Origin of the sequence: Nannocystis pusilla (genome assembly GCF_020073745.1) — a bacterium.
Taxonomy (GTDB): Bacteria; Myxococcota_A; Polyangia; order Nannocystales; family Nannocystaceae; genus Nannocystis; species Nannocystis radixulma.
In genome coordinates, this window is sequence record NZ_JAIRAU010000023.1 from 85,625 (window position 1) to 109,227 (window position 23,603).

At 71.6% G+C, this 23,603-nt stretch carries 15 protein-coding genes; 3 read left to right on the forward strand and 12 right to left on the reverse strand.

Going from position 1 to position 23,603, the window contains the following annotated elements; translation table 11 throughout:
* Positions 1-83: 83 nt before the first annotated feature.
* Together K7C98_RS17345 and K7C98_RS17350 are read right to left on the reverse strand one after the other, a co-directional pair.
* Positions 84-1,046 carry an ADYC domain-containing protein gene (locus K7C98_RS17345; protein WP_224192785.1) on the reverse strand — a complete coding sequence of 321 codons (963 nt, stop codon included), beginning with the start codon at positions 1,044-1,046 and terminating at the stop codon, positions 84-86.
* 175 nt (positions 1,047-1,221) lie between these two features.
* Complete coding sequence (locus tag K7C98_RS17350) at positions 1,222-4,575, reverse strand: protein kinase domain-containing protein (protein WP_224192786.1); 3,354 nt, start codon at positions 4,573-4,575, stop codon at positions 1,222-1,224.
* A 923-nt stretch (positions 4,576-5,498) separates the two neighbouring features.
* Between K7C98_RS17350 and K7C98_RS17355 the strand changes: the two genes are divergently transcribed.
* A complete protein-coding gene (locus K7C98_RS17355; protein WP_224192787.1) occupies positions 5,499-6,083 on the forward strand; it encodes a hypothetical protein in 585 nt (194 codons plus the stop codon).
* A 39-nt stretch (positions 6,084-6,122) separates the two neighbouring features.
* Here the strand turns inward: K7C98_RS17355 and K7C98_RS17360 are convergent, their stop codons facing one another.
* The 5 genes from K7C98_RS17360 to K7C98_RS17380 form a co-directional block, all read right to left on the reverse strand.
* Entirely contained in the window at positions 6,123-10,043 is a 3,921-nt protein-coding gene (locus K7C98_RS17360) for a serine/threonine-protein kinase (protein WP_224192788.1), read from the reverse strand.
* Between the two features lie 183 nt (positions 10,044-10,226).
* Complete coding sequence (locus K7C98_RS17365; RefSeq protein WP_224192789.1) at positions 10,227-11,519, reverse strand: right-handed parallel beta-helix repeat-containing protein; 1,293 nt, start codon at positions 11,517-11,519, stop codon at positions 10,227-10,229.
* Positions 11,520-11,781: 262 nt separating this feature from the next.
* Complete coding sequence (locus K7C98_RS17370) at positions 11,782-13,035, reverse strand: S41 family peptidase (RefSeq protein ID WP_224192790.1); 1,254 nt, start codon at positions 13,033-13,035, stop codon at positions 11,782-11,784.
* A 49-nt stretch (positions 13,036-13,084) separates the two neighbouring features.
* The gene (locus tag K7C98_RS17375) at positions 13,085-13,510 is read right to left on the reverse strand and encodes an anti-sigma factor family protein (RefSeq protein ID WP_224192791.1); all 426 of its coding nucleotides are present in this window, start codon (positions 13,508-13,510) and stop codon (positions 13,085-13,087) included.
* A complete protein-coding gene (locus K7C98_RS17380; RefSeq protein ID WP_224192792.1) occupies positions 13,500-14,054 on the reverse strand; it encodes an RNA polymerase sigma factor in 555 nt (184 codons plus the stop codon). Before K7C98_RS17380 ends, K7C98_RS17375 begins: the two co-directional genes overlap by 11 nt.
* A 146-nt stretch (positions 14,055-14,200) precedes the next feature.
* On the opposite strand from K7C98_RS17380, the gene K7C98_RS17385 reads away from it, so the two are divergent.
* Positions 14,201-15,181, forward strand: a complete 981-nt coding sequence (locus K7C98_RS17385; RefSeq protein ID WP_224192793.1) for a hypothetical protein — start codon at positions 14,201-14,203, stop codon at positions 15,179-15,181.
* A gap of 90 nt (positions 15,182-15,271) precedes the next feature.
* Here the strand turns inward: K7C98_RS17385 and K7C98_RS17390 are convergent, their stop codons facing one another.
* From K7C98_RS17390 to K7C98_RS17410, 4 genes are all read right to left on the reverse strand, one after another.
* Positions 15,272-15,538 carry a hypothetical protein gene (locus K7C98_RS17390; protein WP_224192794.1) on the reverse strand — a complete coding sequence of 89 codons (267 nt, stop codon included), beginning with the start codon at positions 15,536-15,538 and terminating at the stop codon, positions 15,272-15,274.
* A 41-nt stretch (positions 15,539-15,579) separates the two neighbouring features.
* Positions 15,580-17,625, reverse strand: a complete 2,046-nt coding sequence (locus tag K7C98_RS43690) for a chondroitinase-B domain-containing protein (protein WP_263429579.1) — start codon at positions 17,623-17,625, stop codon at positions 15,580-15,582.
* A 112-nt stretch (positions 17,626-17,737) separates the two neighbouring features.
* Complete coding sequence (locus K7C98_RS17405) at positions 17,738-19,426, reverse strand: metallophosphoesterase (protein WP_224192795.1); 1,689 nt, start codon at positions 19,424-19,426, stop codon at positions 17,738-17,740.
* 115 nt (positions 19,427-19,541) lie between these two features.
* Positions 19,542-20,096, reverse strand: a complete 555-nt coding sequence (locus K7C98_RS17410; protein ID WP_224192796.1) for a superoxide dismutase family protein — start codon at positions 20,094-20,096, stop codon at positions 19,542-19,544.
* 852 nt (positions 20,097-20,948) lie between these two features.
* On the opposite strand from K7C98_RS17410, the gene K7C98_RS44855 reads away from it, so the two are divergent.
* Positions 20,949-22,949, forward strand: coding sequence for an IgGFc-binding protein (locus K7C98_RS44855; protein WP_224192797.1), 2,001 nt, complete (start codon positions 20,949-20,951; stop codon positions 22,947-22,949).
* Positions 22,950-22,974: 25 nt separating this feature from the next.
* On the opposite strand, the gene K7C98_RS17420 is transcribed toward K7C98_RS44855, so the two are convergent.
* Positions 22,975-23,445 carry a DUF1348 family protein gene (locus tag K7C98_RS17420; protein ID WP_224192798.1) on the reverse strand — a complete coding sequence of 157 codons (471 nt, stop codon included), beginning with the start codon at positions 23,443-23,445 and terminating at the stop codon, positions 22,975-22,977.
* Between the last annotated feature and the right edge of the window lie 158 nt (positions 23,446-23,603).

Here is a 23,603-nt window from a genome sequence, read left to right on the forward strand (position 1 = left end):
GGCCCGACCCGGCACTCGCCCCCGAGTTCGCCTCGGGACTCAGGCCCCACGAATCGACGGACTGAACGCAGGCCCGACGACCTTCACGCCCCCGGCACGTAGGTGACCCACTCGCCCTCCTCGAGCGAGAACCCGTCGCAGGCCGGCAGGTCGCACGCGACATCGGGGTCGCCGAGGCGCGGCGTCTCGAGGCAGAGCGCCCCGTTCGCCGACCACACCGCCTCGACCGCGCCCATCTCGCCGGGCGTCACCACCGTCCCGCCCGCGTTCTCCCAGCTCAGCGCCGTAGCGTTCTCCGTGTAGCTGTGGCCCGTGCCGCAGTAGTCGGCGGTGATCATGCGCAGCGTCGCCTGCCGCTGGGCCAGGCTGGCCGGGTGGCCCGCGCCGTCGAAATTCGACTGCGGCCCGTAGTTCATCAATTGCAGCTTCGCCGCCGCCGAGCCCGCGCACGCCAGCGTCATCCAGCGCGGCCGGTCGGGCTGGATCGTCTTCGTCTCGAGGTCGTACGTCTCACCCCCGATCACCGTGACCGCGCTCGTGACCGCGTCGAGCAGATCGCCGGTGCACACATTGCGCATACCGAGGAGCGCGTTGACGTCGGGGTACACCAGCGTATACGTGGACACCTGCGGCGCCCCCTCGGCCCACGAATCGATCTTCTGGTGACCCAGGATCGTGATCACGTGCGGCAGCAGGGAGCCCGTCTGCGCGACCAGGATCGTCGCGCCGATCAGCTGATTCCCGCGCAGCGTGGTCCCGAGCGGCGAGCGGGCCACCAGCTCGCCCTTCTCGACCCCGAGCTTGAACTGCTGCAGCTGGAGCAGCCCGAGCGGCGCGACGAAGCCGACGATCCGCATACCGTCGGCGTTTGCGAGGCCATCGAGGTTGAGCTCGCGGATCGCCCGCCCATTGACCTCCGCCGAATTGAACCCGCAGCGCCACACCGGACAGGTGGTCGATCCGCCGTCGCGCAGCGCGACGTCCTCGTCCTGCTCCGCGTCCGCCATCTCCTCGTCGCATCCGCCTGCTGCCAGACACGCGCCCATGACGGCGATCCCGAGACGCAGACCCCTATTCGACCGCGAAATCATTCCCCGCATAAACACCCGACCCCGACCCCCGCGACACTATCCGCGGCCCCTTCTCCCGTCAAGAACAATGTGTTCAGAGTGACTGTGATGAATTCACCTCCAGCTCGTACGCACACCGATGATTCATGATTCAGCGGCCACGCGCTCCCGCCCGCAGCTTGGCGATCGCCGCCAGGCGCCAGGCGAACGCCTCGCCCGCCCCGCGGAACCACTGCTCGGCCGCGTCGAGCTCGGCCAGCCCGCGCTGCCGGTCGGCCTCGTCCTCGCTGGCCAGCAGCAGGCCCGCCAGCTCGAGGCGGGCCCGCGCCAGCACCCGCGGCAGCGAGACGTCGCGGCTTCCGCCGGCGATCGTCGCCAGACCTGCGACCGCCTCGGCGATGCGCTCGCGCGCCTCGGCGACCTCGCCCTGGGCCGCGAGGTTGAGCCCGAGGCACAGCTGCAACTCGGCCTGCTGCACCACGTGCCACCATTCCCCACTATCCACCGACGGCGTGAGGGTGGCGCGCAGCGCCGCGATCTCGTCACCGACCGGCCCGACCAGCAGCGCCGCGTGACCGCGGATCAGCGCCACCTCGGGGCGCGTCAATTCGGTGTCCTCCGGCGGCATCTGTCGCACCAGCGCCGCCGCCTGTCGCCACGCCATGCGGGCCGCCGCCGGCTCGCCGGACTCCTCGCGGCGGTGCCCGAGGTGGGCCAGGCACATCGCCCGCTGGGCCACGCGATCGGCGGCAAATCGCTCGAGCACCGAGCAGCCGCGGTCGAGCACCTCCGCGGCCATCCGCGGATCGGTGAGCGCGGCGCTGGCGGCGATCCGGATGACCGCGCTGTGCGGGTGCGCCGGTCCCAGCTCGGTCTCGAAGATCTCGAGCGCGCGCAGCACCAGCGTCTCGCGCTCGGTCGTGCCCGGGACCACCATCGCCAGGTTGCTCAGCGTGTAGCCGACGTCGACGTGGCGCGGGCCGAGCGCCGCGATGCGCACCGCCAGCGCCTCGCGCAGCGTCTTCTCCGCCTGATGCAGGTCGCCGATCGCCAGCAGGCCCGAGCCCATGCTGTTGAGCACCAATCCCGACAGTCGGGCCGGCGCCGGCAAGCGGGCCGCGAACTCGCGCGCCAGCGCGATGTCCTCGCGCGTCTGCGCGGCTTGCCCGATCTCCCGGCTGCGCCGGTGGATCCGCAGCGCCAGCGCCTCCAGGGCCGTCTCGTCGACGTGGGCGCCGAAGGCCGTCAAATAGGCGCGGCTCAGCAGCGCCTCGTCCTCCGACCAGTGGCCGTTCGAATGGATGGTCAGGCGCGCGCGGGCGAGCAGCGCCTCCGCCAGCGCCGGGCGGTCGCCGCGGGCCTCGGCCGCCGCCACCACCATCTCCGCCAGCTCGATCGCCGCCACCTGCCGGCCCGCGCGGTCGAGGGCGCCGACCCGCTCGAGCCGCGCCTGCTGCTCGGCCAGCGTCGCCCGCAGCTCGGGGTCGTCGGGCAGCGGCGCCTCGCTGGCGAGCGCGCGCAGGTCGGCGCAATCCTCGACCGCCGGCAGCCCGCGGATGATCTCGAGCCCGCGCGCCGCGACCTCGCGGTCGGCCGCGCGGAGCACCGCGATCGCCTCGCCCAGACCGGCCTTGCGCTGGGCCAGGCACACCATTCGCCGGTCGAGCAGCGCCTCCGAGTGTTCGCCGCGGCGGTGGGCCAGGCAGGCCGACTTGTGCGCCGTCATCCAGTCGCCGGCGTAGCCGTCGAGCGCCGCCGCGATCGGCGGCCACAGCTCGGCCGAATGATACGGGCCCAGGCCCGCGAATCGATGATCGATCTCCTCGCGGCTGCTCGCGCCCCAGATCGCCGCGATCTCCTGCGCCGAGCCATTGCACGTATCGTCGACCGGCGGCGGCGGCGTGGCTGCCAGGTAGCCGCCCGCGCCCGCCAGCGTCGCCGCCAGCGTCGCCGCCGCCAGCGTCGGTCGGGCCCGCGAGCGGCTGCGATCGAGCGCCCGCAGCAGATCCTCCATCGCCGGCCAGCGGTCCTCCGGCTCGACCCGCAGGCCGCGGGCGACCGCCGCGTGCAGCCACGCCGGCACGTGGGCCCCTGCCGGCGGCGCCCGCAATTCGCCGTAGCCGACCGACAGGGCGATGCTCTGGGTCGTCTCGCCGGCGAACGGGCGCTGGCCGTACAGCGCCTCGTAGAGCGCGACGCAGAAGCTGAATTGATCGGAGGCCGCGCCGACGGCCTCGGCGCGGAACTGTTCCGGCGACATGTACGCCGGCGTGCCGACGAACTCGCGGCCTACCCACAATGGCAATTCTGCGCCCTCGCCGGCGCGGGCGCTCGGCTCGATGCGGGTGGTCGTGCTGGCGCACAGACCGAAGTCCAGCACGCGCACGCGCCCGTCCTCGCCGACGATCGCGTTGGCCGGCTTGAAGTCGCGGTGGACCAGCCCGGCCGCGTGCGCCGCCGCCAGCCCCGCCCCGGCCTGGCGAAACACCGCGACCACCTCCTGCCAGCTGCGCTGGCGCTCGTCGGCCCACGCCTGCAGCGTCTTGCCGCGGATGAATTCCATGGCGAGGAACACGTCCTGCCGGTGCGTCCCGACGTCGTGGACCACGACCACGTTGGGGTGCGACAGGCGGGCCATCGCCTGCGCCTCGCGCAGCAGGCGGGTGTTGCCGCGGACCGAGCTGTCCTGATGGCGGGTGTGCAACACCTTCAGCGCGATCTTGCGGTCGAGTTCGGGGTCGTAGGCCGAATAGACCACCCCCATCGCGCCGGTGCCGAGGCGGTCGAGGACCGTGAAGCGGCCGACCGTCTCACCCGGCTGGAACGAGACGATTCGCGTCGGCACGCGCACCGTCTGGCCCGCGTGCGAGCTCATCGTGCTGGTGGTCGGGGCCCTGGTGCGCGCGACCACCATCGCCGCGCCCTCGCGCAGCAGCGCCCGGGTCGCCTCGGCCCGCCGCGTCAGCGCGGCCGAGTCGTCCTCGCCCTCCGCCGTGTCGAGCCATACCTCTTTATCACGCTCCACCGCCAGCGAGCGCGCGAGGGCGTCGAGCAGGTCGCTCCACCCCTCGGTGTCGGACACCGACACACGCGCCGGCCCGGCCGCCAGCCCGCGCCGCAGCGCGCGACGGAGCCGCCGCAGCGTGGTGATGCCGACCCGCTGCCAGGGCACGTTGCGCAACCAACCTCGCACCAGCGCCGCGTCGTCGGGATCGTCGAGCGCCTCGATCAGCCGCGCCGCCTGCTCGCGGATCCTCGCCTCCGTCGAAGCCTCCATCGAGAGGACCCCCGATGCGCTGATGCGGATGAGCACGGCGATGGCGGCGAGCACCGTCCGCTCGTCGGCCCCGCGCGTCATCTCTGCCCCGGCCTGGACCAGCAGATCCCGCGAATCGCAGGGCGCGGCCTTGCGCGCCAGGATCCGCGCCGCCAGATCCAGCCGGTGCAGATCGAGCTCCGAGAAATGATCCCAGGCGCCGGGAATCGGGCGATGAGGTGAATTCACGGCGTTTTGGACCGGCTGCCCTCGGCAGTCTTACAAGACGCGTTCCAGCAGATCAAGCGACCGCCGGTCAGACTCCGCGGCCATTCGCGTCGATCGGCGACCGGCAATTTTGCGCATGCCCGCGTAGAACGAGTTCTGCCAGGCAATGGAACGTTGTTCGCCGGCAATACGGCGGGCGCGACGATGAACTGCGATTCATCAGTCGGCAATCGAGTTCACGGATCGCGTTCGCCGTGTCGGACACTTCAATACCGCGGACCATGTACTATCAAATGTCGGCACGGTCGTCCGTCCGCGCGACGGTCCGGTCACCCCGGACACCGCCGCCGCCGCCGCGCGCCGCCGCGCCTGCCCCGAAATTGCCATCAGCACTCGCCGACGCCCCGCGCTGCTCCATGCAATCAGATTCGGGCTCGCCCAGGTGATTGTTCACTCGACAGCGCCCTACCTGCATATCCACATTCGTGCACGACCGATGACATCGTCATGATCGAGCGCGTCGATCGTCGCTGTCGTCTGCCGCCGCATCTCGCCGGCAGAGCCCGGTCGCGGCTGCCACCGAACCCACATCGACTGCGACTTTCCATGCGCTCCGCGGCTCGTCGCGCAACCGCGGACCGATGTCCGGCCAGTCCCGCGATTGGCGCTTGACCGAAGTCATGGACAGTGAGAGGGTCGGCACGTCGAGGATCGACGATCGCGGGTCCGCGGGATCGAGCCGGTGACTCGTGCGAGCTCGGAGTATGTCCGTGGCACCGGCTTATGTACACACATGCTCTCTGGCGATCGCCGTGGCGCTCGCCGCGTACGGCTGCAGCAGCGATCAGCCGATCGACTCCAGCGGCTCCGAATCTGCATCCGACTCCAGCTCCGCCGGCTCTACCACCGAGCCGGGGAGCGCGAGCGCAAGCGCCACCGCGACGATGAGCGGGTCGACGCCGACCGACGGCAGCCAGAGCGGCTCCGATTCGAACTCCGACTCGGCGAGCAGCAGCGTCCCCACCGAGGGCCAGATCTCGGCGACCGACTCCGCCACCGAGTCCGCCAGCTCCAACTCGGCCACCAACACCATCGGCACCGGCTCCAACTCCGACAGCACCGACTCCAACGGCACCGTCAGCGATTCCAACGGCACCGACTCCAACGGCACCGACTCCGGCGGCACCGTCAGCGATTCCAACGGCACCGACTCCAACGGCACCGACTCCGACGGCACCGTCTCCGACAGCGACACCGCCGGCCTCTGCGAGCCCGCCCCGGGGGACGACGACTGCGACGCCTGCCTCAAGGCGAATTGCTGCGACGTGTACATCGAGTGCGTCCAGGACGCCGACTGTCTGTGCCTCATGGATTGCGCGGACATGGGCAACAATGCCCTCCAGTGCTCGCTCAGCTGCCAGATCGCCCTGCCGAACCTGCTCAACACGATCAACAACGTCCTCGGCGAGTGCGGCCTGCTCGGCGAATGCGGGGCCGCCGTCTGCCCGGTGTTCAAGCTCGTGCTCTGACCCCCGCTGCGGCCCCTCGCGCGACGGATCGGCGGGCGCTCAGGCCGGCGCCTCGAGGCCGGTGAGCGCGTCGGGGCCGAGCCACTCGCCGGCGAGCGCGAGGGCACGGGCGTGCGGCGCCACGTGCATGAGGTACGCGCGGCGGTGCTCCGGCAGCAGCCCGTCGACGCGGGCGCGCAGACGCTGAACGGCTTGGGCGAGCGCGCGCCGGGCGGGTTCACGGCGCTGGTGGTCGTGCCATACCTCGGCGGCGACGAGGCAGAGCTCGATGTCGCCGTAGCCGCCCATGTCGAGCTCGTCGAGCCGCGCCATCGCGTCGTCGAGGACCGCGAGGGCTTCGGCGGGCCGGCCGAGCGCGAGCAGGATCCGGCCGTGGAGCGCCGCGGTGCCCCACCAATAGCCGGCGAACGGCCGCGTCCGTTCGCAGGCCAGACGCGCGTCGACCTCGGCGTCGGCGAGGTCGCCGCGCCGCAGCTTGCAATCGGCGAGGGCCGCGAGGGCGAGGCCGACCAGCGATTCGTTCCTGGCGGCGACGACCTCCGTTGCGAGCGCGACGACCTCGTCGAGCGGCGGCTCGGCCGCGGCGGACAGCAGCAGCCGCGCGAGGAACAGACGCGCGTAGCTGAGCGACACCGGGTCGCCGAAGCGCTCGGCCGTCGCCAGGTTGTCGCGCAAGATCGAGGTCGCCGTCGCGTGGTCGCCGAGCTCGCCGAGCGCCTTGCCGTAGAAGCTGGCCTGAATGCACTGATAGCCGCGCAGCCCGACCTCCTGGAACGCGAGCGCCGAGTCGCGGCTGCGGATCATGTGCTGCCACGGCGAGCCGGCGACGAGGTCGGCGTGCACGCTCTCCGCGGCGTCCATGAACGCGCGCGTGAGCACGTCGGGTCGCTCGATGGCGCGGAAGGTCCGGCGCATGTCGGCGAGCAGGGTCGCCGACGCGTCGAGGACGCCGGTGATCGTGAGGATCGCGTAGATCCAGGTGACGGCGTGGATCTGCTCGGCGCGCGTGCCCGGCTCCGGCTCGATGTCGAAGAACGCGTGGAGGAGCTCGCCGAGCCGCGCCGGCCGCGTCCGCGCCACCACCGGGAAGAGCACGTGGAACGTCCGTACCCACCGCCGGCTGCCGGGTGGCAGCAGGGCCAGCGCCTCGGTGCAGTGCGCCTCGCTCTCGTCGTGACGCTCCTGCCGCGAGCGTACGCCCGCCAGCACGGACAGCAGGACCCCGCGCGTCTCGCCGTCGGCGCCGAGCTGGAGGCCACGCTCGGCGCACGGGCCGGCGGCGTCGGGGTCGTTGTTGTCCCACGACTCCTCGGCGGCCAGCATGTAGAAGTGCACGGCGCGCTCGCGCTGCTCGCTGCGCTCGCAGTGCTCGGCGAGGACGCGGGCGTCGACGTCGTCGTACTGCTGCAGCCACGCGGCGGCGATCTCGTGGCCGAGGCGCCGGTCCTCGTCGGTCAGCATCGAATAGGCGCCCTCGCGGAGGAGCGCGTGGCGGAACTCGAGCTCGTCCTCGCCGGCGAAGCGCGACTGCTTGCGCCGGACCAAAAACTCGCGCTCGACGAGGCGGGTCAGCCAGCCGTCGACCGCGCGCGTCGACGTGTCCTCGCCGAGCAGCGCTCGCACCCCGCCCGACCAGAACACCGAGCCGAACACGCTGGCGGCTCGCAGCGTCCGCCGCAGCTCGAGCTCGAGGCCCTCGATGCGCGACTGGGCCATCGCGATCACCGTGTCGGGCAGGGCCGTCTGTCCCTCGGCGATCGCCCGGATCAGCTCCTCGAGGTAGAAGGCGTTGCCCTCCGCCTTGTCGACCAGGCGCTCACAGGTCGCGGCGTCGATGTCGGCGCCCAGCACCTGGCGGACCAGCCGCTCCGACGCCCGGCGCGACAGCGGGCCCAGGCGGATCTGCTGCAGCCGCCGCGCCGACCACAGCGTCGGGAAGCGCTCCCCGACCTCGGGCCGAGCCAGCGCCAGCACGAACAGCGGCAGCTCCGCGAGGTCGCGCAGGAGCGTGTCGACGAAGCGCGCGCTCATGGCGTCGCTCCAGTGCAGCTCCTCGAGCACGAGCATCACCGGCCCGCGGCGGCACCGCGCGGCGACGAATTCGCCGAGCGCCTGCTGCATCTGTTCGGTCATGGCGGCGGCGTCGTGGCGGGCGGCGCGGAGCTGCGGGCTGTCGTCGTCGGGGAACGGCGCGCCGACGATCTCGCCGATGAATTCGGCGATCCTGCGCTGCTCGGCCGCGGGCAGCAGGCCGGCGACCGCGGCGCGCAGCCTGGCGTGGCGCTCCGGCATCGGCTCGGCGCCGGCGATGCCGACGGCGCTGCGCAGCGCTCCGCCCAGCAGCATCAGCGAGGAGTCGACGCGGAACGGGTCGCCCTGGGCCGTCCACACCTCGACCGGGCCGCGCACGCGAGCCGAGCGCACGAACTCCTGGCTGAGCCGCGACTTGCCGACGCCGGCGGGCGCGACGAGGAGGACGGCCTGCGCCAGCGACTCGTCGACGCAGTCGCGGAACGCCTCGGTCAGCGTGCTGAGGTCGCGCTCGCGGCCGACGCACGGCGCCGGCCGGCCGAGCAGGTTGCGCACGACGTCGACGCTGCCGCGCTCGCCCCACAGCTCGGGGCCGGCGGCGGAGTCGTGCCATTCGAAGCGATGGTCGAGGAGCGCCGCGGTCGACTTGTCGATGGCGATCGGCGGCGGCCCGTCGCCCGGCCCCGTCGGGCACCGCGCCAATCGCCGCACCGCGCGCTCGATCGCGTCACCGACGCCGTTCCCGGCGGTGTCCTCGACGCTGCCGGTGGTGAGCACGATCTGGCGCTCGCCGACGAGGTCGCGCAGCGACAGCGCGAAGCGGGCCGCATGCGTGACCCGATCTTTCGCCGCCCCGAGGCCCGTGATCGTCACCACCATCGAGCGGTCGGCGAGGTAGGCGAAGCGGCCCTCCGCGGCCTCGGCGGTGGCCTCCAGGCGTTCGATGAGGGTCGGCGCGGGCGGCACCGCCAGGAGCGTGCCGGCGCCGTCCTCGGCCTCGCCGAGCCCGCCGCGCTCGCGGATCAGCACCACCGAGACGATCCGGCGCTCGGCGGTGGTGAGCCGCGGACCGGGCGGGGCCATCTTGCGGGTGACGGCCGCGGCCGCGGCCCGGCGCGGCGCCGCCTCGGCGAGCTCGGCCAGCAATGCGGACGCGTCGCGCGGCCGCTCCTCCGGGTGCTTGGCGAGCATGCGCCCGAGCAGCGCCTCCAGCTGCGCCGGCGCCTCGCGGCAGGCGTCGCCGAGCCCCGGCGACTCCTCGAAGATCAGCTTGGCCAGCACCGCCAGCGGGTTGTTGCCCTGGAACGCCGGCCGACCGGTCAGCGCCTCGAACAGCACGCAGCCGAGCGAGAACACGTCGGCCGCCGGCGTCACCGACTCGTAGCCGCGGGCCTGCTCCGGCGCCATGTAACCCGGCGTGCCGAGGAACGCCCCGGTGCGGGTCATTCGCGTCCGTGCCATGCGGGCGATGCCGAAGTCGAGCAGCTTGAGCTCGTCGATCCGCCCGTCGACGAGGAAGAGGTTGCTCGGCTTGATGTCGCGATGCACGACCCCGAGCGCGTGCACGACCGCGAGGCCCTCCGCCGCTCGCCGCACCACCGCGACGGCCTCGTCGACCGTGCACCGCTTGCGCGTCAATCGAGCCTCGAAGTCCTCGCCCTCGAGCCATTCCATCACGAGGTACGGCTGGGCGTCGGAGGTGTGACCGTGGCTGATGTAGCGGACGATCGCCGGGTGCCGTAATTCGGCGAGGGCCTGCGCCTCGCGCTCGAACCGGGCCCGGTCGGACTCCGACGCGCCGCGGAGCATCTTGATGGCGACGCGCTCCTGCGTCTCGACGTCGACGCCCTGAAAGACATCGCCCATGCCGCCCGAGCCCGCGAGCGAGCGGATCTCGTACCGCCCGAATGCGCCCGGCCGATTCGGCACGCGTCGACTGTGGCGAACGCGGCTCGCGGTGTCAACACGACGCGTCCGGGCGCCGAAGCCCGCTCTGATCGAAGGCCGCCGGGCGATCTTGCACCCGCCGGCAAACGACGACGCGACTCGTGCCGCCCCCGACGCGGAGCAATGGCGAGTGCTGTCCGTTCGGCGCCGATGCGAGGCGCGGCGTCACGGGCACGCCGAGGTGTTGCCGCTCGTGGAGAGGCGCTTCCAGCCGTCGGCGAAGTGATCCGGACATCCCGGCGGCACGTAATCCGCGCCGCCCTGGATGTACGAGAACGGCGGGAGCTGCTCGCCGTCGTACCCGCAGTGCAGTTCGTTGTCGCGGAACTCGTTCTGCCACGACGGACACTCGCCGCCGGGCTTGGTGCAGTTCGGGTTCACGTCGGGGTCGCAGTACCAGTCGGAGTAGAACGCGACGCTGCCGGTCTCCGTGAACGTGTTCTCCTCGATGATGTTCGCGTTGCTGTCGTCGCGCACGCGGATCGGGTCGCCGCTGATCTCGGTGAACTGATTGCCGCGGATCTGGTTGCCCCTGCTGTGATGCGCGACGTACACCCCGTGCATCAACCCGGCCTTCTGCGCGTGGTTCTCGACCGCGACGAAGTGGTTGTTGCGGATGTCGTTGTTGCGCGAGTTGACGAGGTCGATCGCGCCGTAGCCCTCCTCGCCGGCCACGTGCAGGCTGCCGATCTCGGTGAAGTAGACCCCGAAGATCCGGTTGCCCCCGTTCCAGCCGCCCTCGGGATCGAGGCGGTCGCCGCGGAAGTACACGCCGTAGTGCAGGTAATGCTGGATCTTGAGGTAATAGAACTCGAGGTGCGTCTCCTCCCCGGGCGAGACGTCGAGGGTGAGGAGCACGCCCTCGCCCTCGCCGTCGAACACGGGGCGATCGGCGATGTCGTCGATCCCGTCGCCCTCGGCGTAATCGATCGGCATGAACGAGATCCGGTGGTCGGGGTGGTAGTACGTCCAGGTCACGTTCTGACCGAAATAGGTGCCCTGGGCGATCCGCACCTCCACGTCGCGCTCCGGGGCCGCGGCGACGATGATCTCCTGGGCCCGCGCGAGGGTCAGGACGGCCTCGTCCGGCGACAACCCACCGTTGTCGTCGTCGCCCGCCGGATCGAGATAGACCGTGAAGGGCCCGTCGTCGCCGGTGGTACTGCCGGTGGTCCCGGTGCTCGTGCCCGGGGGCTCCGTGGTCGCCCCGTCCGTGCTCGTGCCGTCGGTGGGCGAGATGCCCGAGCTCGAGCTGCCGGTGGTCGCGTCCCCGCTGGTCGGCGCTTCGCCGCTGCTCGTGCCCGGCGAGTCCGTGGTCGCGGCGACGGTCGCCGCGTCGGTGTCGGCCGCGGTCGTGCTCGCCAGGGCCGTCGTGTCCGTCGTGCTCGTGCTCGCGTCCCCGCACGCGCACACGAGCATGACGGCGACGGAGAGGGACAGCGCGGAGGAGGTCGACATGCAGGCATTGTGCTCGAGCCGGCCGGCGTCGTCGCCGTCCATGCAGTGTCGCCGACAGTCCCCAGCTGGTGACCGCGCCCGGGCTTGCACACGTCTCGCGCTTCGCCCTTCGAGCTGTCGGGGCAGTTCAACGCGCGTTCACCACGTCGTGCGGGCCGGCGGCCGCGGCCGCATGGCGACGGCCCCGACCCCGCCCTCACGCGCGCCCGCGCATGCCGTGAAGGACATGTCCTTCACGACATGCCCTTTTCACCATGCTCTTTCAACCATGCTTTTCGAGCCATGTCATGGCCGTCGCCAGCGCCGCGTCGGACTCGCCCGGCACCGCCTCGATCGGGTCGGGCTGCGCGTCGGCGGCCACCGGCACGGGCACGTTGGGCTTGACCCCGCGGCCGGGCAGCGGCTCGCCGCCGGCGCCGACGAACCGCCCCGTGCTGATCTTGATCGCCCAGCCGTTGTCGAGCTCGTGGATGCTCTCGACCGTGCCCTTGCCGAACGTCGGCGCCCCGATCAGCGTCGCGCGCTTGTGGGCCGCCAGCGCGTCGGCCAGGATCTCCGCGCCCGAGGCCGTCTCCGGGCCGATCAGCGCCACCAGCGGCAGCGCGTGCCAGCGCCCGTCGCCGCTGGCCGCGGCCACCTTCGCCGGCTCGTCGCGGCCGGTGGTCGTCACGATCGCCTGCCCGTCGCGCAGCAGCGAGCCGGTGACCGCGACCGCCGCGTCGAGCACCCCGCCGGGGCACGAGCGCAGGTCGAGCACCAGCGCCTGCGCGCCCGCGGTCTGCAGCGCCGCCACGGCCGCGTCGAACTCGGCCGGCGTCGTCTCGGCGAACCCGCGCAGGCGCAGGTAGCCGAGCCTGTCGCCGATCAGCTTCGACTCGACGTTCTGGATCGCCACCGTCGCGCGCACCAGCTTCTCGTGCCACTCCTCGGTGTCGCGCTGGACGAACAGGTCGACGCCGGTGCCGGCGGCGCCGCGGATCTGGTCGACGATCTCGACCATCGGCTTGCCCTGCGCGCGCACCCCGTCGATCTCGAGGATCCGGTCGCCGCGGCGCAGCCCGGCCTTCGCCGCCGGGCTGCCGGAGATGACCCCGCGGACCACGACGATGTCCGCCACCTGCTCGATCATCACGCCGATGCCGACGACCGTCCCGCCGGTGCCGTGGATCAGCTCCTCCAGCTCGCGCGGCGCGAGCAGCTCGTTGATCGGGTAGCCGCTCGGGTGCTGGCCCAGACGCGCCAGCATGCCCTCGACCGCGCCGGTGTACAGCGACCCCTCGTCGATCGCCGGATCGACGTAGTGCTCGGCGATCAGCCGCCGCGCCTTTGCGAACGCCTTCTCGGCCTCCGGCATCGCCGCGGCCCGCGGCGGCGGCGGCGAATTCGTCCGCGTCGTCGCGGCGGCGGCCGCGAGCGCCGGCGCCTCGACGGGCGCCGCCTCCTCGGTCGCCGGCGCGTCGTCGGGCTCGGGGTCGCAGGCGAACAGGGCCAGGGTCAGCAGCGAGAATCTGCGCATGTCACATGTCTCCAGGGTCAGGTGTACACATTCACCAGGATCATCGTCATCAGAGGATCGGTCGGTCGACCAGCGGCGGCGCCGCGGCGTCGTACCCGCGCACCCGCGGCGCCGTCGCGGCCGCGGTCGCCCCGTCGCGGGTCGACTCGCGCACGAACCACAGCGCCGCCGGGATCACCAGCGCCGCCACCACCGCGTACGCCGGCACCGGCCGGCGCACCTGCGCCAGCGCCCGGCGCCACCACGTCGGCCGGAACTCGCGCTCGACCGCCGCCCGCAGGCGCTCGCGCACCGCGACGGGCGGCGCCTCGTGGGCGGCTTGCAGCGCCCCGTCGAGGTCGGCGCGCAGGCGGCAGTAGCTCACCGCGCAACCTGCACATTCGGCCAGGTGGCGCGTCACTGCGCGCCGCTGCTCCGGCTCGAGCTCGTCGTAGGCGTGGTCGATCAGCGACGCGTCGCAGGCTTCACAATTCATCGGCGGAGCCTCCCTCGGTGAGCAGGCGGCGAAACGCCTGCGTGGCGGCGTGCAGGCGCGATTTGATGGTCCCCTCGGCGACGCCCATGAGCCCCGCGATCTCGCGGTAGCTGAGCTCGCCGAGCTGCTTGAGCAGGATGAGCTGGCGCTGCGGCTCGGGCAGCGCGGCCATGGCCGCCTGCACCCGCACCGCGTCGCCGAGCCGCGCGTCGGGCCCGGGCGCCTCGCGCGGACGCAGCTGCGCCTCGGCCCGCTCGCGCAGCGACGCCTGGCTGCGTTCGCTGCGCTGCGCGGCCAGACAGGCGTTGCGGGCCACCGCGAACAACCACGGCGCGAACCGCCCGCGCGCCGGGTCGTAGCTGCGGTCGCGCAGCACTTTTAAAAAGATGTCCTGGAACAGATCGTCGGCAGCTGCGGACTCGCCGAGCATCCGGCGGATGTAGCCGTAGAGGCGCCGCTCGTAGCGCACGTAGAGCCGGTCGAACGCCGTCGGCTCCCCACCGCGCAGCGCCGCCACCAGCTCTTCGTCCGGGACCTCGGCCATCGTCCTCGCCAGGTATGCCCGAGCCGCCCGATTCGTTCGCCGGTTCGCGCCAGCGAGCGCGAATCACTGGTGCGAGATCGCACACCCTCGTCGCGGCCGCCCGGCCCCGCGCCACGGCCGCGGTCGTCCTGCTACTGTCGCCGCCGATGCCCGTGCCCGCGCTCGCTCGCCCCTGGCCGCTCCTCGCGCTCCTGCTGGCCTGCGGCGGCTCCGGTTCTTCGACCACCGACGCCGACACGAGCACCACGCAGGACTCGAGCTCGACCTCCACCTCGACCTCCACCGAACCGACGACCTCGACGACCTCGACCTCGACCGAATCGACGACCTCGACCGGCGAGCTCACGGACACCGGCGTCGGTCCGACCACCGGCGTCGCCACCACCACCACCACCGGCGACCTCACCACCGGCGACACCACGACCTCGACTTCCACGTCGTCGACCTCGACCACCGACGGCACCTCGACCACCGGCGACTCCAGCTCGTCGACCTCGACCACCGACGGCACCACCGGCGAGCCGGGCGAGCTCGGCACGATCTCCGGCGATTGCGGCCTGCTCGACGTCATGGAGCTCGAATCACCGGACCCGTTCGTGTTCAGCGGCGCGATCGACTTCGGCGTGCTCGGCTACGACTACGACCTTTTGACCCCCGGGGGCCAGCAGATCTACGACGAGGGCAACCTCAACCCCGGCTCGCTGTATTCGGAGATCGTCGCCTACGAGGTGCTCGCGCGCTGCGAGCTGGCCACGCTGCTCAAGACGGAGGGCACGATCGTCTACACCAACCCCATGGGCAAGAAGACCGACTTTTTGGCCGAGATCGACGGCCTCAAGGTCGGCGTCAGCGTCGTGCGGGCCGTCGGCTTCCCCAAGGACGCCCCGTACTCGGTCGCCCAGGCCAAGACGATCCTCGACGACAAGCTCGCCGACATCCTCGTCAGCAGCGCCAACGTGGCCCCCGAGGACGCGTGGGTCAAGCAGATCCTGAGCGTCGTCGCCTACGGGCCGATGCACCTCGAGAGCCTGCTGGCCGCGTACGAGACCGTCGACCCGGCCGTCAAGGCCGACACGATCCTCGTCATCACCGTCACCGACGGCGACGACGCGTTCATCTACAACTGAGTCCGACTGCCATCATTCGATCCAACTCATCAAAAAACGATGACGCGGGCCGGGGTCCGGCGCCCGCGTCATCGTCGATCCGGGGGTGGATCAGGCCCTGGCTGCGAAGCGGCGGATCTCCTCGCGGAACCACGAGTCCGCCTCGTCGGTGAACTTGTAGTTCTCGCGGATGTACGCCATCGTCTCCTTCTCGACATCGGTATAGCGGCCCCCGTCGGTGACCGCGCCGATCAGCCGCTGCGCGTCGGCGAGCGAGATCCGGCCGTCGCCCTTGCCGGCCGTGGTCTGCTCGGCGATCTCGAGCATCTGCTTGTCGTACTTCTTGCCGTCGATGATCTTGTAGTACGTCTCGGACATGGCGCGGACGATACCGAACAAGCGCCGGTGTTGCATCGCGCTCAGCGCCGGCGGCGACGGGCGAATGCGAGCAGCACGAGCAGCATGAAGGCCGGCGGGCGCGCTGCCGCGCGGCAGCCACAACCCTCACCGGAGGGCTCCGAACCGCCCGTGGCGCCCGGATCGCCGGTGCCATCGGTCGCCACCCCGCCGCTCGGGTCGCCGCCGCTCGGGTCGTCACCGGTGGTCGGCGACGTGGTCGGCCCGGAGCCGCTGCCGGTGGGGTCGGGGCCCTCGGTGGGATCGGGTCCATCGGTCGGATCGCCGTCGCTGCCCGGACCGCCGGTGGGATCGCCGGTCGTCTCGGGATCGCCGGTCGTGTCACCGCCCGAATCACCGCAGGCCGGCGGCGGCGTGCTCTCGTCGACGCCCTCCGGGCGCGGGCCGTAGTGCGGCGCGTCGCAGCCGAACTCGAGCGCGCCGAGGTCCGGGCCGGCGCCCTCGAAGCCGCCCATCCACCCGGGCAGCGCCAGGCCGGCGTCGATCGCAGGTGAACTTTGGGACAGGGCCACGTCGGCCTCCGTCACCACCTGCATATAACTGGCGGGCGCCGTGAGGCCGCCGGCGAACGTGTCCGCGCCGAGCAGCGTCCCGTGGGCCTCGAACAACCCGGCGGCCTGCATCGCCGCGAAGTCGGGCCAGTCGCCGGCGGCGCCGAAGTCGAACTGTCCGTCGGGCCAGTAGCCGTTGTAATCGATCTCGGCGTCGGAGATCGGGCAGGTGAGGTCGACGGTCTTGCCGCCCTCGGGCTCGGCGCCGGTGACGTAGAGGTTGTTGAGCAGCTTGAAGTCGTGCGCCGTGTCGCTGGTGTGGACCTCGTTGGCGCGGTTCGGGCTGACGAAGGTGTTGTGGACGATGATCGCGCCGACGGTCTCGCCGGTGTCGCTGTTGGCGTGCAGCTTGGTCTGCTCGTCGGTGACGTTGACGACGACGTTGCGGATCGCGTACGCCGGCCCGCCGAAGATCGGCTGGAAGCTCAGCGGCGCGTACGAATTGAGCAGCAGGTTGCGCATCGCCCGGGTGTTGCCGGCCGAGCCGTCGAGCTCGATCGCGTTGTCGTAGGCCGAGCGGGTGATGTTGCCGTAGAAGTCGACCGCGCGCGCGCCGTCCTGGGCCGTCTTGATCGCGTCGCCCCAGCCGACCAGCTCGTTGTGACAGACCACGTGACCGTGGCCGTACACCACGATGCCGTCGACGTTGGCGCTGACGCCCCCGTCGTCGGAGTAGACGTGCGGCCACTCGAGCGGGCCGTTCAGCGTGTTGTCGCAGATGTAGAAGTCGAGCTGGTCCTCGCGCGCGCCGATGCCGAGGTTCACCGCCTCGATGTGGACGCGGCGGACCACGTTGCCCTCGGCGCCGGCCGCCTGGAAGCGGATCGCGCGGTTGGCGTTGCGGAACGTCATGCGCTCGACGTGCACGTGGCTGCCGTAGACCTCGAGGATGTTGCCGGCGGCGCCCTCGCCGTCGAGGATCGTGCCGGCGGTGCTGGCCCCGCGGATGACGATCGGATCCTCCGCGGTCCCGCTGCCGTCGATCGACCACGTGCCGCCATATGTCCCATCGGCCAGCTCGATGACGTCGCCCGGCTCGGCCGCCCCGAGCGCGTCGGCGAGCTCCCCCGCGTCGCCGACCTGGATCACGTTGGGCGCGGCCGGGTCGCCCGGCACCGCGCGCGTCGTCCCCATCACCGTCCACGTCTCGTCGAGCCCGTCGGCGTCGACCGCGTGCAGCTCGATCTCGTAGGTCGTGCCGGGCAGCAGGTCGAACACGCTGCCGGCGAACTGCTGCGGCACCGCGAGCTCGACCTTCTCCGGCTTGACGCGGAACAGCGGCGCCCCGACCCTCCACTCCGCCGCCCCGGCCACGCGGTAGCGCACGTCGATCCTCGCGTCGCGATCGTCGTCGTCGGCGATCAGCACCTGCACGCCGAGCGCGACCAGCGTCGGCCGGTCGAGCACGGTCTCCTGGATCGTCAGATTGTCGGCCGCGAGTGCGGGCGCGGCGGTCAAGGCCAGCGCCGTGGCGGTGAGGAGCGGAAGCGTACGCATGGCCCGGCAGCGTAGACAACAATCGCGGGCGGTTGCGCTCCGGCGCGGCCCTGCGCGCGTGGGTAAGCCCGGGGCCTGCGCTCCTCCTGCGAATGCCCGGCGCTCGCGCCGGTCACTCGACGTCGAGCTCGATCGTGTACTGCTGGTCGGCGCCGAGCAGGTAGCGGTCGAACAGCGGCGAGTAGCTGCGCACGTGCATCGTCTTGCCGTCGGGCATCAGCTCGAGCAGGCGCAGGTAGCCCTCGCCGCCGAGCTCGCGCATCTGATAGTTGGCGAGCATCTGATGGACCGCGTTGCCGCGGTCGGTGACGCTCTCGAGGTAGCCGGTGCCGTCGCCGAGGACGTGGCCGTTGAGCGTGAGCACGAAGCGGTGGCGGCGGATCAGCTTCTGCCACAGCTCCTCTCCGTCGTTGACCCCGCCCGGCGTGTCGTACTCGTGCGGGTTGAAGTCCTGCGGGGACGAGGTGTCCTTGTGGTCGTAGCGGCGGTCGTTGTTGTTGAGGTACGCGTGGGTGATGAAGATCCCGAGGCGGTCGGGGTGCTGCTCCATCACCGCGTTGGCCCAGTCGATCACGGCGTCGCGCGGGCCCCACTCGAGCATGACGGCGATCCACCGCTGCCCGCCGGCCTCGAACAAATGATAGGTGTTGTCGAGCTTGCCTTTCTCGAAGGCGCCGCCGAAGCTCGGCATCAGCGCCGCGTCGTCGAAGTCGAACCACTCGTTCATCAGCGTGTCGCGGGTCGAGGCGTCGCCCGAGGGGCCGTAGTCGTGGTTGCCGGGCACGATCCCGTACGGCACGATCCCGTCGAGGATGCTCATCGAGCCGCTGGCGCGCTGCCACTCGAGCTCGGTGTTGTTGTTGACGATGTCGCCGAGGTGGAACGCGTAGGCGATGTTGAGCGACGCGGCGTTGCGGGCGATCCACGTCGTCTGGGCGTCGAACACCCCGGGGTAGCGCAGCGAGTAGACCTGCGTGTCGGGCAGCACCGCGAACACCGTCGAGCCGGCGGTGAACGGCACCGGCTGCGGCGGCGGCGTCGGCTTGATCGGCGTCGTCTCGCGCACGCACACGCCCTCGACGTGGCTGGCGAGGTTGGCGAAGAAGTTGGCGATGAACGCCTCCTGCTGCAGGTCCGAGCCCTCCGGCGCGTCGAGCGGCAATGACGTCAGCACGATCCGCCCCTGGCCGTACGCGCCCTCGAGCAGCGCCCCGTCCGAGCCGTCGCCCGCGCCCGCCAGCACCACCTCGAAGCCGCCCTGCTCGACGAACGCGTCGTGCCCGAGCTCCCCGCGCCAGGCCAGGCGCCCGCCGTCGATCTCCACGCCCGCGAGCAGCGGGTGGTCGGGGTCCAGCACCTCCAGCTCGACCAGCTTGGCCGCCCCGCGCCGTGCCGTGTGCGTCGTCGGCAAGAACGGCGGCACCGTCTCCGCGTCCGTCGGCTGCGCCAGCGACAGCAGCACGTTCGCCTCGTCGACGAAGAAGTACAGGTCGTCGGCGTAGGTCTGCATGTATTCGCCGTACTCGGGCATCTCGCTGGCGCCCGAGCCGAACACCACCAGCCCGTCGAGGCCCCACGGCGACTGGTCGAGCGCCAGCGGCTCGACGGTGAAGCCGGCCGCGGACAGGCGGGCCTCGAGGGCCGCGTAGTCGGGGGCCATCACCCACGCGCGCGGCTCGCCGTTGCCGCACGGCAGCTGCCGGTCGAGCTCGAGCTCCGGCGGCATCGGCACGTGACAGCCGGCCGAGAGGATGAATCCACCGAGGATGAAGTTCGCTCGCGCGCTCCGCCGATTCACCATGAATCGGAGGATATCCGCGCCGTGCATCAGCCGGGCGGAGCCGCGGCAAATTTTCGCGCGCGATTGTCACGAGGAGGTGCCATCAGGCCCCATCCCCGGGCGCTCGATGTTACGACTACGGTAGGATCGGATGGGTCTCCCCCGACAGGGCGCGGATGACCCCGCAGGCCAGACGCGCCCCCGAATTACCTGACGGATCGGTCATCAGATCGTCCGGGTCGGCGTGCACGATCACCGAGCGGCCCATGACCCCGCGCGGGCCGCTGTCGAGCGTGATCACGTCGGTCGTCATGGCGATGGCGGCACGCCCGCCGGGGGCGGCCTCGATGTTGCCCATGTCACCCAGGTGATGCTCGGGCCCCTCGGGCCCGCCGTGCGACCTGTTCTCGGGGTTGAAGTGCGGGCCCGCCGAGCTGCCGTCGGCCGCCGAACAATCGCCGAATTCATGAATGTGAAAACCGTGCAATCCGGGCGTGAGCCCCTGGACCTGCGCGCGCACCCGCATACGATTGGGCGTGACGCGCGTGAATTGCACCGTCCCGCTGACGCCGCTGCCGTCCAGCGGCTCCAGCGTCGCCAGCGCCGCCCCCTCCTCGCCCCTCGACGACGAGGAGCAGGCGAACGGCGCCGCCGACGAGCACAGCGAGAACGCGATCGTGAACCAGGACATGTGCCGCATGGTGGTGGATCCTCGGCCCGCAAGCGTGGGCGATCCCCCGCCGACGGCAACACAGGAGCCCACCCGCGCAGCGCCGCCGCGCACGGCCGGGACCTGTCCGGACCGACAGGTTATGCGCCCGGGGCGGCTCCGCGAGTCCGAGCCGGGAGGGATCGATCTCCGCCGTGAACCTCGCCGGCGGGGCGACCGCGCCGACACCGGCCGCCCGGCCGCAATCGTCACTTGCCGTCGCCGCGCCGCCGGGGCCGCCGCTCGCACCATGGTCGATCGGGCATGTCCCTTCAAACATGCCCTCATCGACAGCATCTCCGCGGCCGCTCGGGCTCGATCCCGCGGACCATGTGGGATCGACCGGCTCTTCCTCACGCAGGTGATCATGGAACGCGCACGTCGTGCCCCCGCGGCAACCGCACGACATCGGCACGACGCCCGCGCACGGGGGGATCTCCGGGGTCCACGCGGGAGAGCCTGCGCGTGGAGCGACCGCGCCCGCAAGCCCGCGCGCTCCGCCGCCGTGCATCCGCGAGCTCGACGAAGGCTCCGGCGCGACACGCCGACCTCGTACGCGGGAGGACGTCGGCGTTTGCGAGTTCCGCCGGCGCGGGTTCACAGCACATGTCTCTTGGGTCATCCGTGAGCTCCAGCGCGCGACTGCCCGCGCATCTGCAGATGCACGCGTCGGCGCACGGACGCGCGAAGCCACAATGACGAGAGCGCGCTCGCACCACCTCGCGCGACCAGCGACTCGCAGACCCGTCATTGACGCACCCGCGGCGCTCCGGCCTACTGCCCCGCATGCAGCGCGCCCCTACATCGACCACGTCCCGGCTTCTCCTCCTCTCCGTGGCCGTCGCGGCCTGCGCCGACGTCGGCAACGGGGGGACGGACACGAGCACGCTCTCGGGGGTCACCGGCGTCTCCAGCGTCACCGCCCCGAGCAGCACCAGCACCGCCAGCCCCACCGATCCGGGGACCGGCACCGATTCGATGGGGGCGACGGATCCCGCGATGCCGACGGGCTCTGACGTCACCACCGACGCGGTGACCACGACGATGTCGCCGACCACCGATCCGACCCAATGTCAGCCCGGCGCCGAGCAGTGCAAGCGGGGCACGCATCAGGTGTGCGAGAACGGCGAGTACGTCGACGCTCCGTGCGCTCCGGGCCAGTTCTGCAGCGAGATGACCGAATCGTGCCAGCCGTGCGCGTGCGAGCCGGGGGCCCAGGGCGATTGCATCGACGGCAGCAACATCGGCGAGTGCGCGGCCGACTGCAGCGGCTTCGAGCCCCAGCCGTGCGCCGGCGGCCAGATCTGCCTCGAGGGCGCCTGCGTCGCGCTCGTGTGCGCGCCGGGCAGCAGCGAGTGCGCCGACGAGGACAGCACCCAGAAGTGCAACGCCCAGGGCTCCGGCTTCGACCCCCCGGTCGACTGCGCCGAGGGACAGGTGTGCGACGCCGGCTTCTGCGTCAGCGCGTGCGACAAGGCCGCCGCGGTCAAGTCGAACATCGGCTGCGAGTTCTGGGCGGTCGACATGACCAACCTGCCGCCGCGCGACACCTTCGTATTCGCGGTCGCTATCTCGAACCCGAGCTTCACCGAGGCCGCCAACATCCAGATCTTCGACCGCAACAACGGCGGCAACGAGCAGATGATCGTCGCCGGCTCCGTCCCGCCGCGCCAGGTCCAGGTGTTCAACCTCTCGGGCAGCAGCAACGGCCAGGTCGGCTACTACACCGGCGACGCCGGCTTCCTCGGCAACGGCATCCGCAAGGGCCGGGCCTTCCGCGTCGCCTCCGACTACCCGGTGGTCGCCGTCCAGTTCAACCCGATCGGCGGCGCCGCCGGGTTCACCACCGACGCCTCGCTGCTCCTGCCGACCCACGTGCTCGCGCTCGACTACCTCCATTTGGCGTGGAACCAGGGCGCCGGCGACGGCTCGACGATGGTGATCGCCGCCACCGAGGACAACACCACCGTCACGGTCACGCCGAAGGTCAACACCCCCGCCGGTCAGAACGGCCTGCCGGCGATGCCGGCCAATCAGCCGACCAATGTGCTGCTCAACCGCTACGATTACATGCAGGTGGTCGTCGGCCCCAGCAACGCCGACCTCAGCGGCACGGCGATCAAGAGCAGCGCCCCGGTCGCGGTGTTCGGCGGCCACTCGTGCGCCAACGTGCCCGCCGGCGTCAGCGCCTGCGACCACGTCGAGGAGCAGATCTTCCCGCTCGAGACGTGGGGGCAGAACTACATCGCCTCGCGCAACCCCAAGCGCGGCAACGAGCCGATGCTGTGGCGGATCCTCGCCGCCGAGGACAACACCACCGTCAACTTCGACCCGCCGACGGCGCTCGGCGCCCAGATCGTGATGAACAAGGGCCAGATCGTCGAGTTCCAGGACCAGAACGACTTCTCGATCGCCGCCGACGACCCGATCCTCGTCGCCGGCTACATGCTCGGCTGCACCGCCACCGGCCTGGCCGACAACCCCGGCGACCCCTACATGCTGCTCATGATCCCCAACGAGCAGTTCCAGTCGGAGTACGTGTTCCTCGTCGATTCGTCGTACACCAAGGACTTCGCCAAGCTGGTGCGCCCGACCGGCGCGCAGGTCGACGTCGCCTGCCTCGGCGTCGTGCCCGAGAATCGCTGGACGAGCATCGGCAACAGCGGCTACCAGTGGGCCACGATCGACATGAACCCCGGCGAGGCCAACTGCGGGCCCGGCACCAACGAGGCCACCGGCAACATGCCGTTCGGCATCAGCGTCAGCGGCCAGGCCTACGCCGCCAGCTACGCCTACCCCGGCGGCCTCGCGCTCAAGCCGATCAACCCGCAGTGAGCCCGTCGGCCCGCCGGCCTCGACCTCACAGGTCGAGGTCGGACAGCCCGGGGTGATCGTCGGGGCGGCGCCCGAGCGGCCAGTGGAACTTGCGCGCCGACGCGGCGATCGGCAGGTCGTTGATGCTGGCGTGGCGGCGCAGCATCAGCCCGCGCGCGTCGAATTCCCAGTTCTCGTTGCCGTAGCTGCGGAACCATTGCCCGGAGTCGTCGCGCCATTCGTAGGCGAAGCGCACGGCGATGCGCGGGCCGGCGAATGTCCACAGCTCCTTGATCAGCCGGTAGTCGAGCTCGCGCGCCCACTTGCGTTGCAGGAACCGGCGCACCTCCTCGCGGCCGACCGGGAACTCGGCGCGGTTGCGCCAGCGCGTGTCCTCGGTGTAGGCCAGGACCACGCGGTCGGGGTCGCGGGTGTTCCACGTGTCCTCGGCCTTGCGGACCTTTTGCCGGGCCGTCTCGGCGGTGAAGGGAGGCAGCGGGGGAAGCTCGTCGGACATGCTCGCGCGTGTATGAGCAATCGCGCGGTTTGTCCACTTTCCGCGCCGCCTCCGGCGCGGCCCGGCGGCCTCGTGAGGCTGGCGCGCCCGCTCGCCCGCGCGCTGCGCCTGGCGTCGGCGCCCGCGCCCCGGCCGGCGCCCCGGCGGCCGCGACTCGC

Excerpts from the sequence above, each read along its gene's own strand:
- K7C98_RS17385 (WP_224192793.1), top strand. The coding sequence starts at position 14,201 with ATGCCCGTGCCCGCGCTCGCTCGCCCCTGGCCGCTCCTCGCGCTCCTG.
- K7C98_RS43690 (WP_263429579.1), bottom strand. The coding sequence starts at position 17,625 with ATGCGTACGCTTCCGCTCCTCACCGCCACGGCGCTGGCCTTGACCGCC.
- K7C98_RS17390 (WP_224192794.1), bottom strand. The coding sequence starts at position 15,538 with ATGTCCGAGACGTACTACAAGATCATCGACGGCAAGAAGTACGACAAG.
- K7C98_RS17410 (WP_224192796.1), bottom strand. The coding sequence starts at position 20,096 with ATGTCCTGGTTCACGATCGCGTTCTCGCTGTGCTCGTCGGCGGCGCCG.
- K7C98_RS17365 (WP_224192789.1), bottom strand. The coding sequence starts at position 11,519 with ATGTCGACCTCCTCCGCGCTGTCCCTCTCCGTCGCCGTCATGCTCGTG.
- K7C98_RS17345 (WP_224192785.1), bottom strand. The coding sequence starts at position 1,046 with ATGGGCGCGTGTCTGGCAGCAGGCGGATGCGACGAGGAGATGGCGGAC.
- K7C98_RS17370 (WP_224192790.1), bottom strand. The coding sequence starts at position 13,035 with ATGCGCAGATTCTCGCTGCTGACCCTGGCCCTGTTCGCCTGCGACCCC.
- K7C98_RS17380 (WP_224192792.1), bottom strand. The coding sequence starts at position 14,054 with ATGGCCGAGGTCCCGGACGAAGAGCTGGTGGCGGCGCTGCGCGGTGGG.
- K7C98_RS17375 (WP_224192791.1), bottom strand. The coding sequence starts at position 13,510 with ATGAATTGTGAAGCCTGCGACGCGTCGCTGATCGACCACGCCTACGAC.
- K7C98_RS17405 (WP_224192795.1), bottom strand. The coding sequence starts at position 19,426 with ATGGTGAATCGGCGGAGCGCGCGAGCGAACTTCATCCTCGGTGGATTC.
- K7C98_RS17420 (WP_224192798.1), bottom strand. The coding sequence starts at position 23,445 with ATGTCCGACGAGCTTCCCCCGCTGCCTCCCTTCACCGCCGAGACGGCC.
- K7C98_RS17355 (WP_224192787.1), top strand. The coding sequence starts at position 5,499 with ATGAGCGGGTCGACGCCGACCGACGGCAGCCAGAGCGGCTCCGATTCG.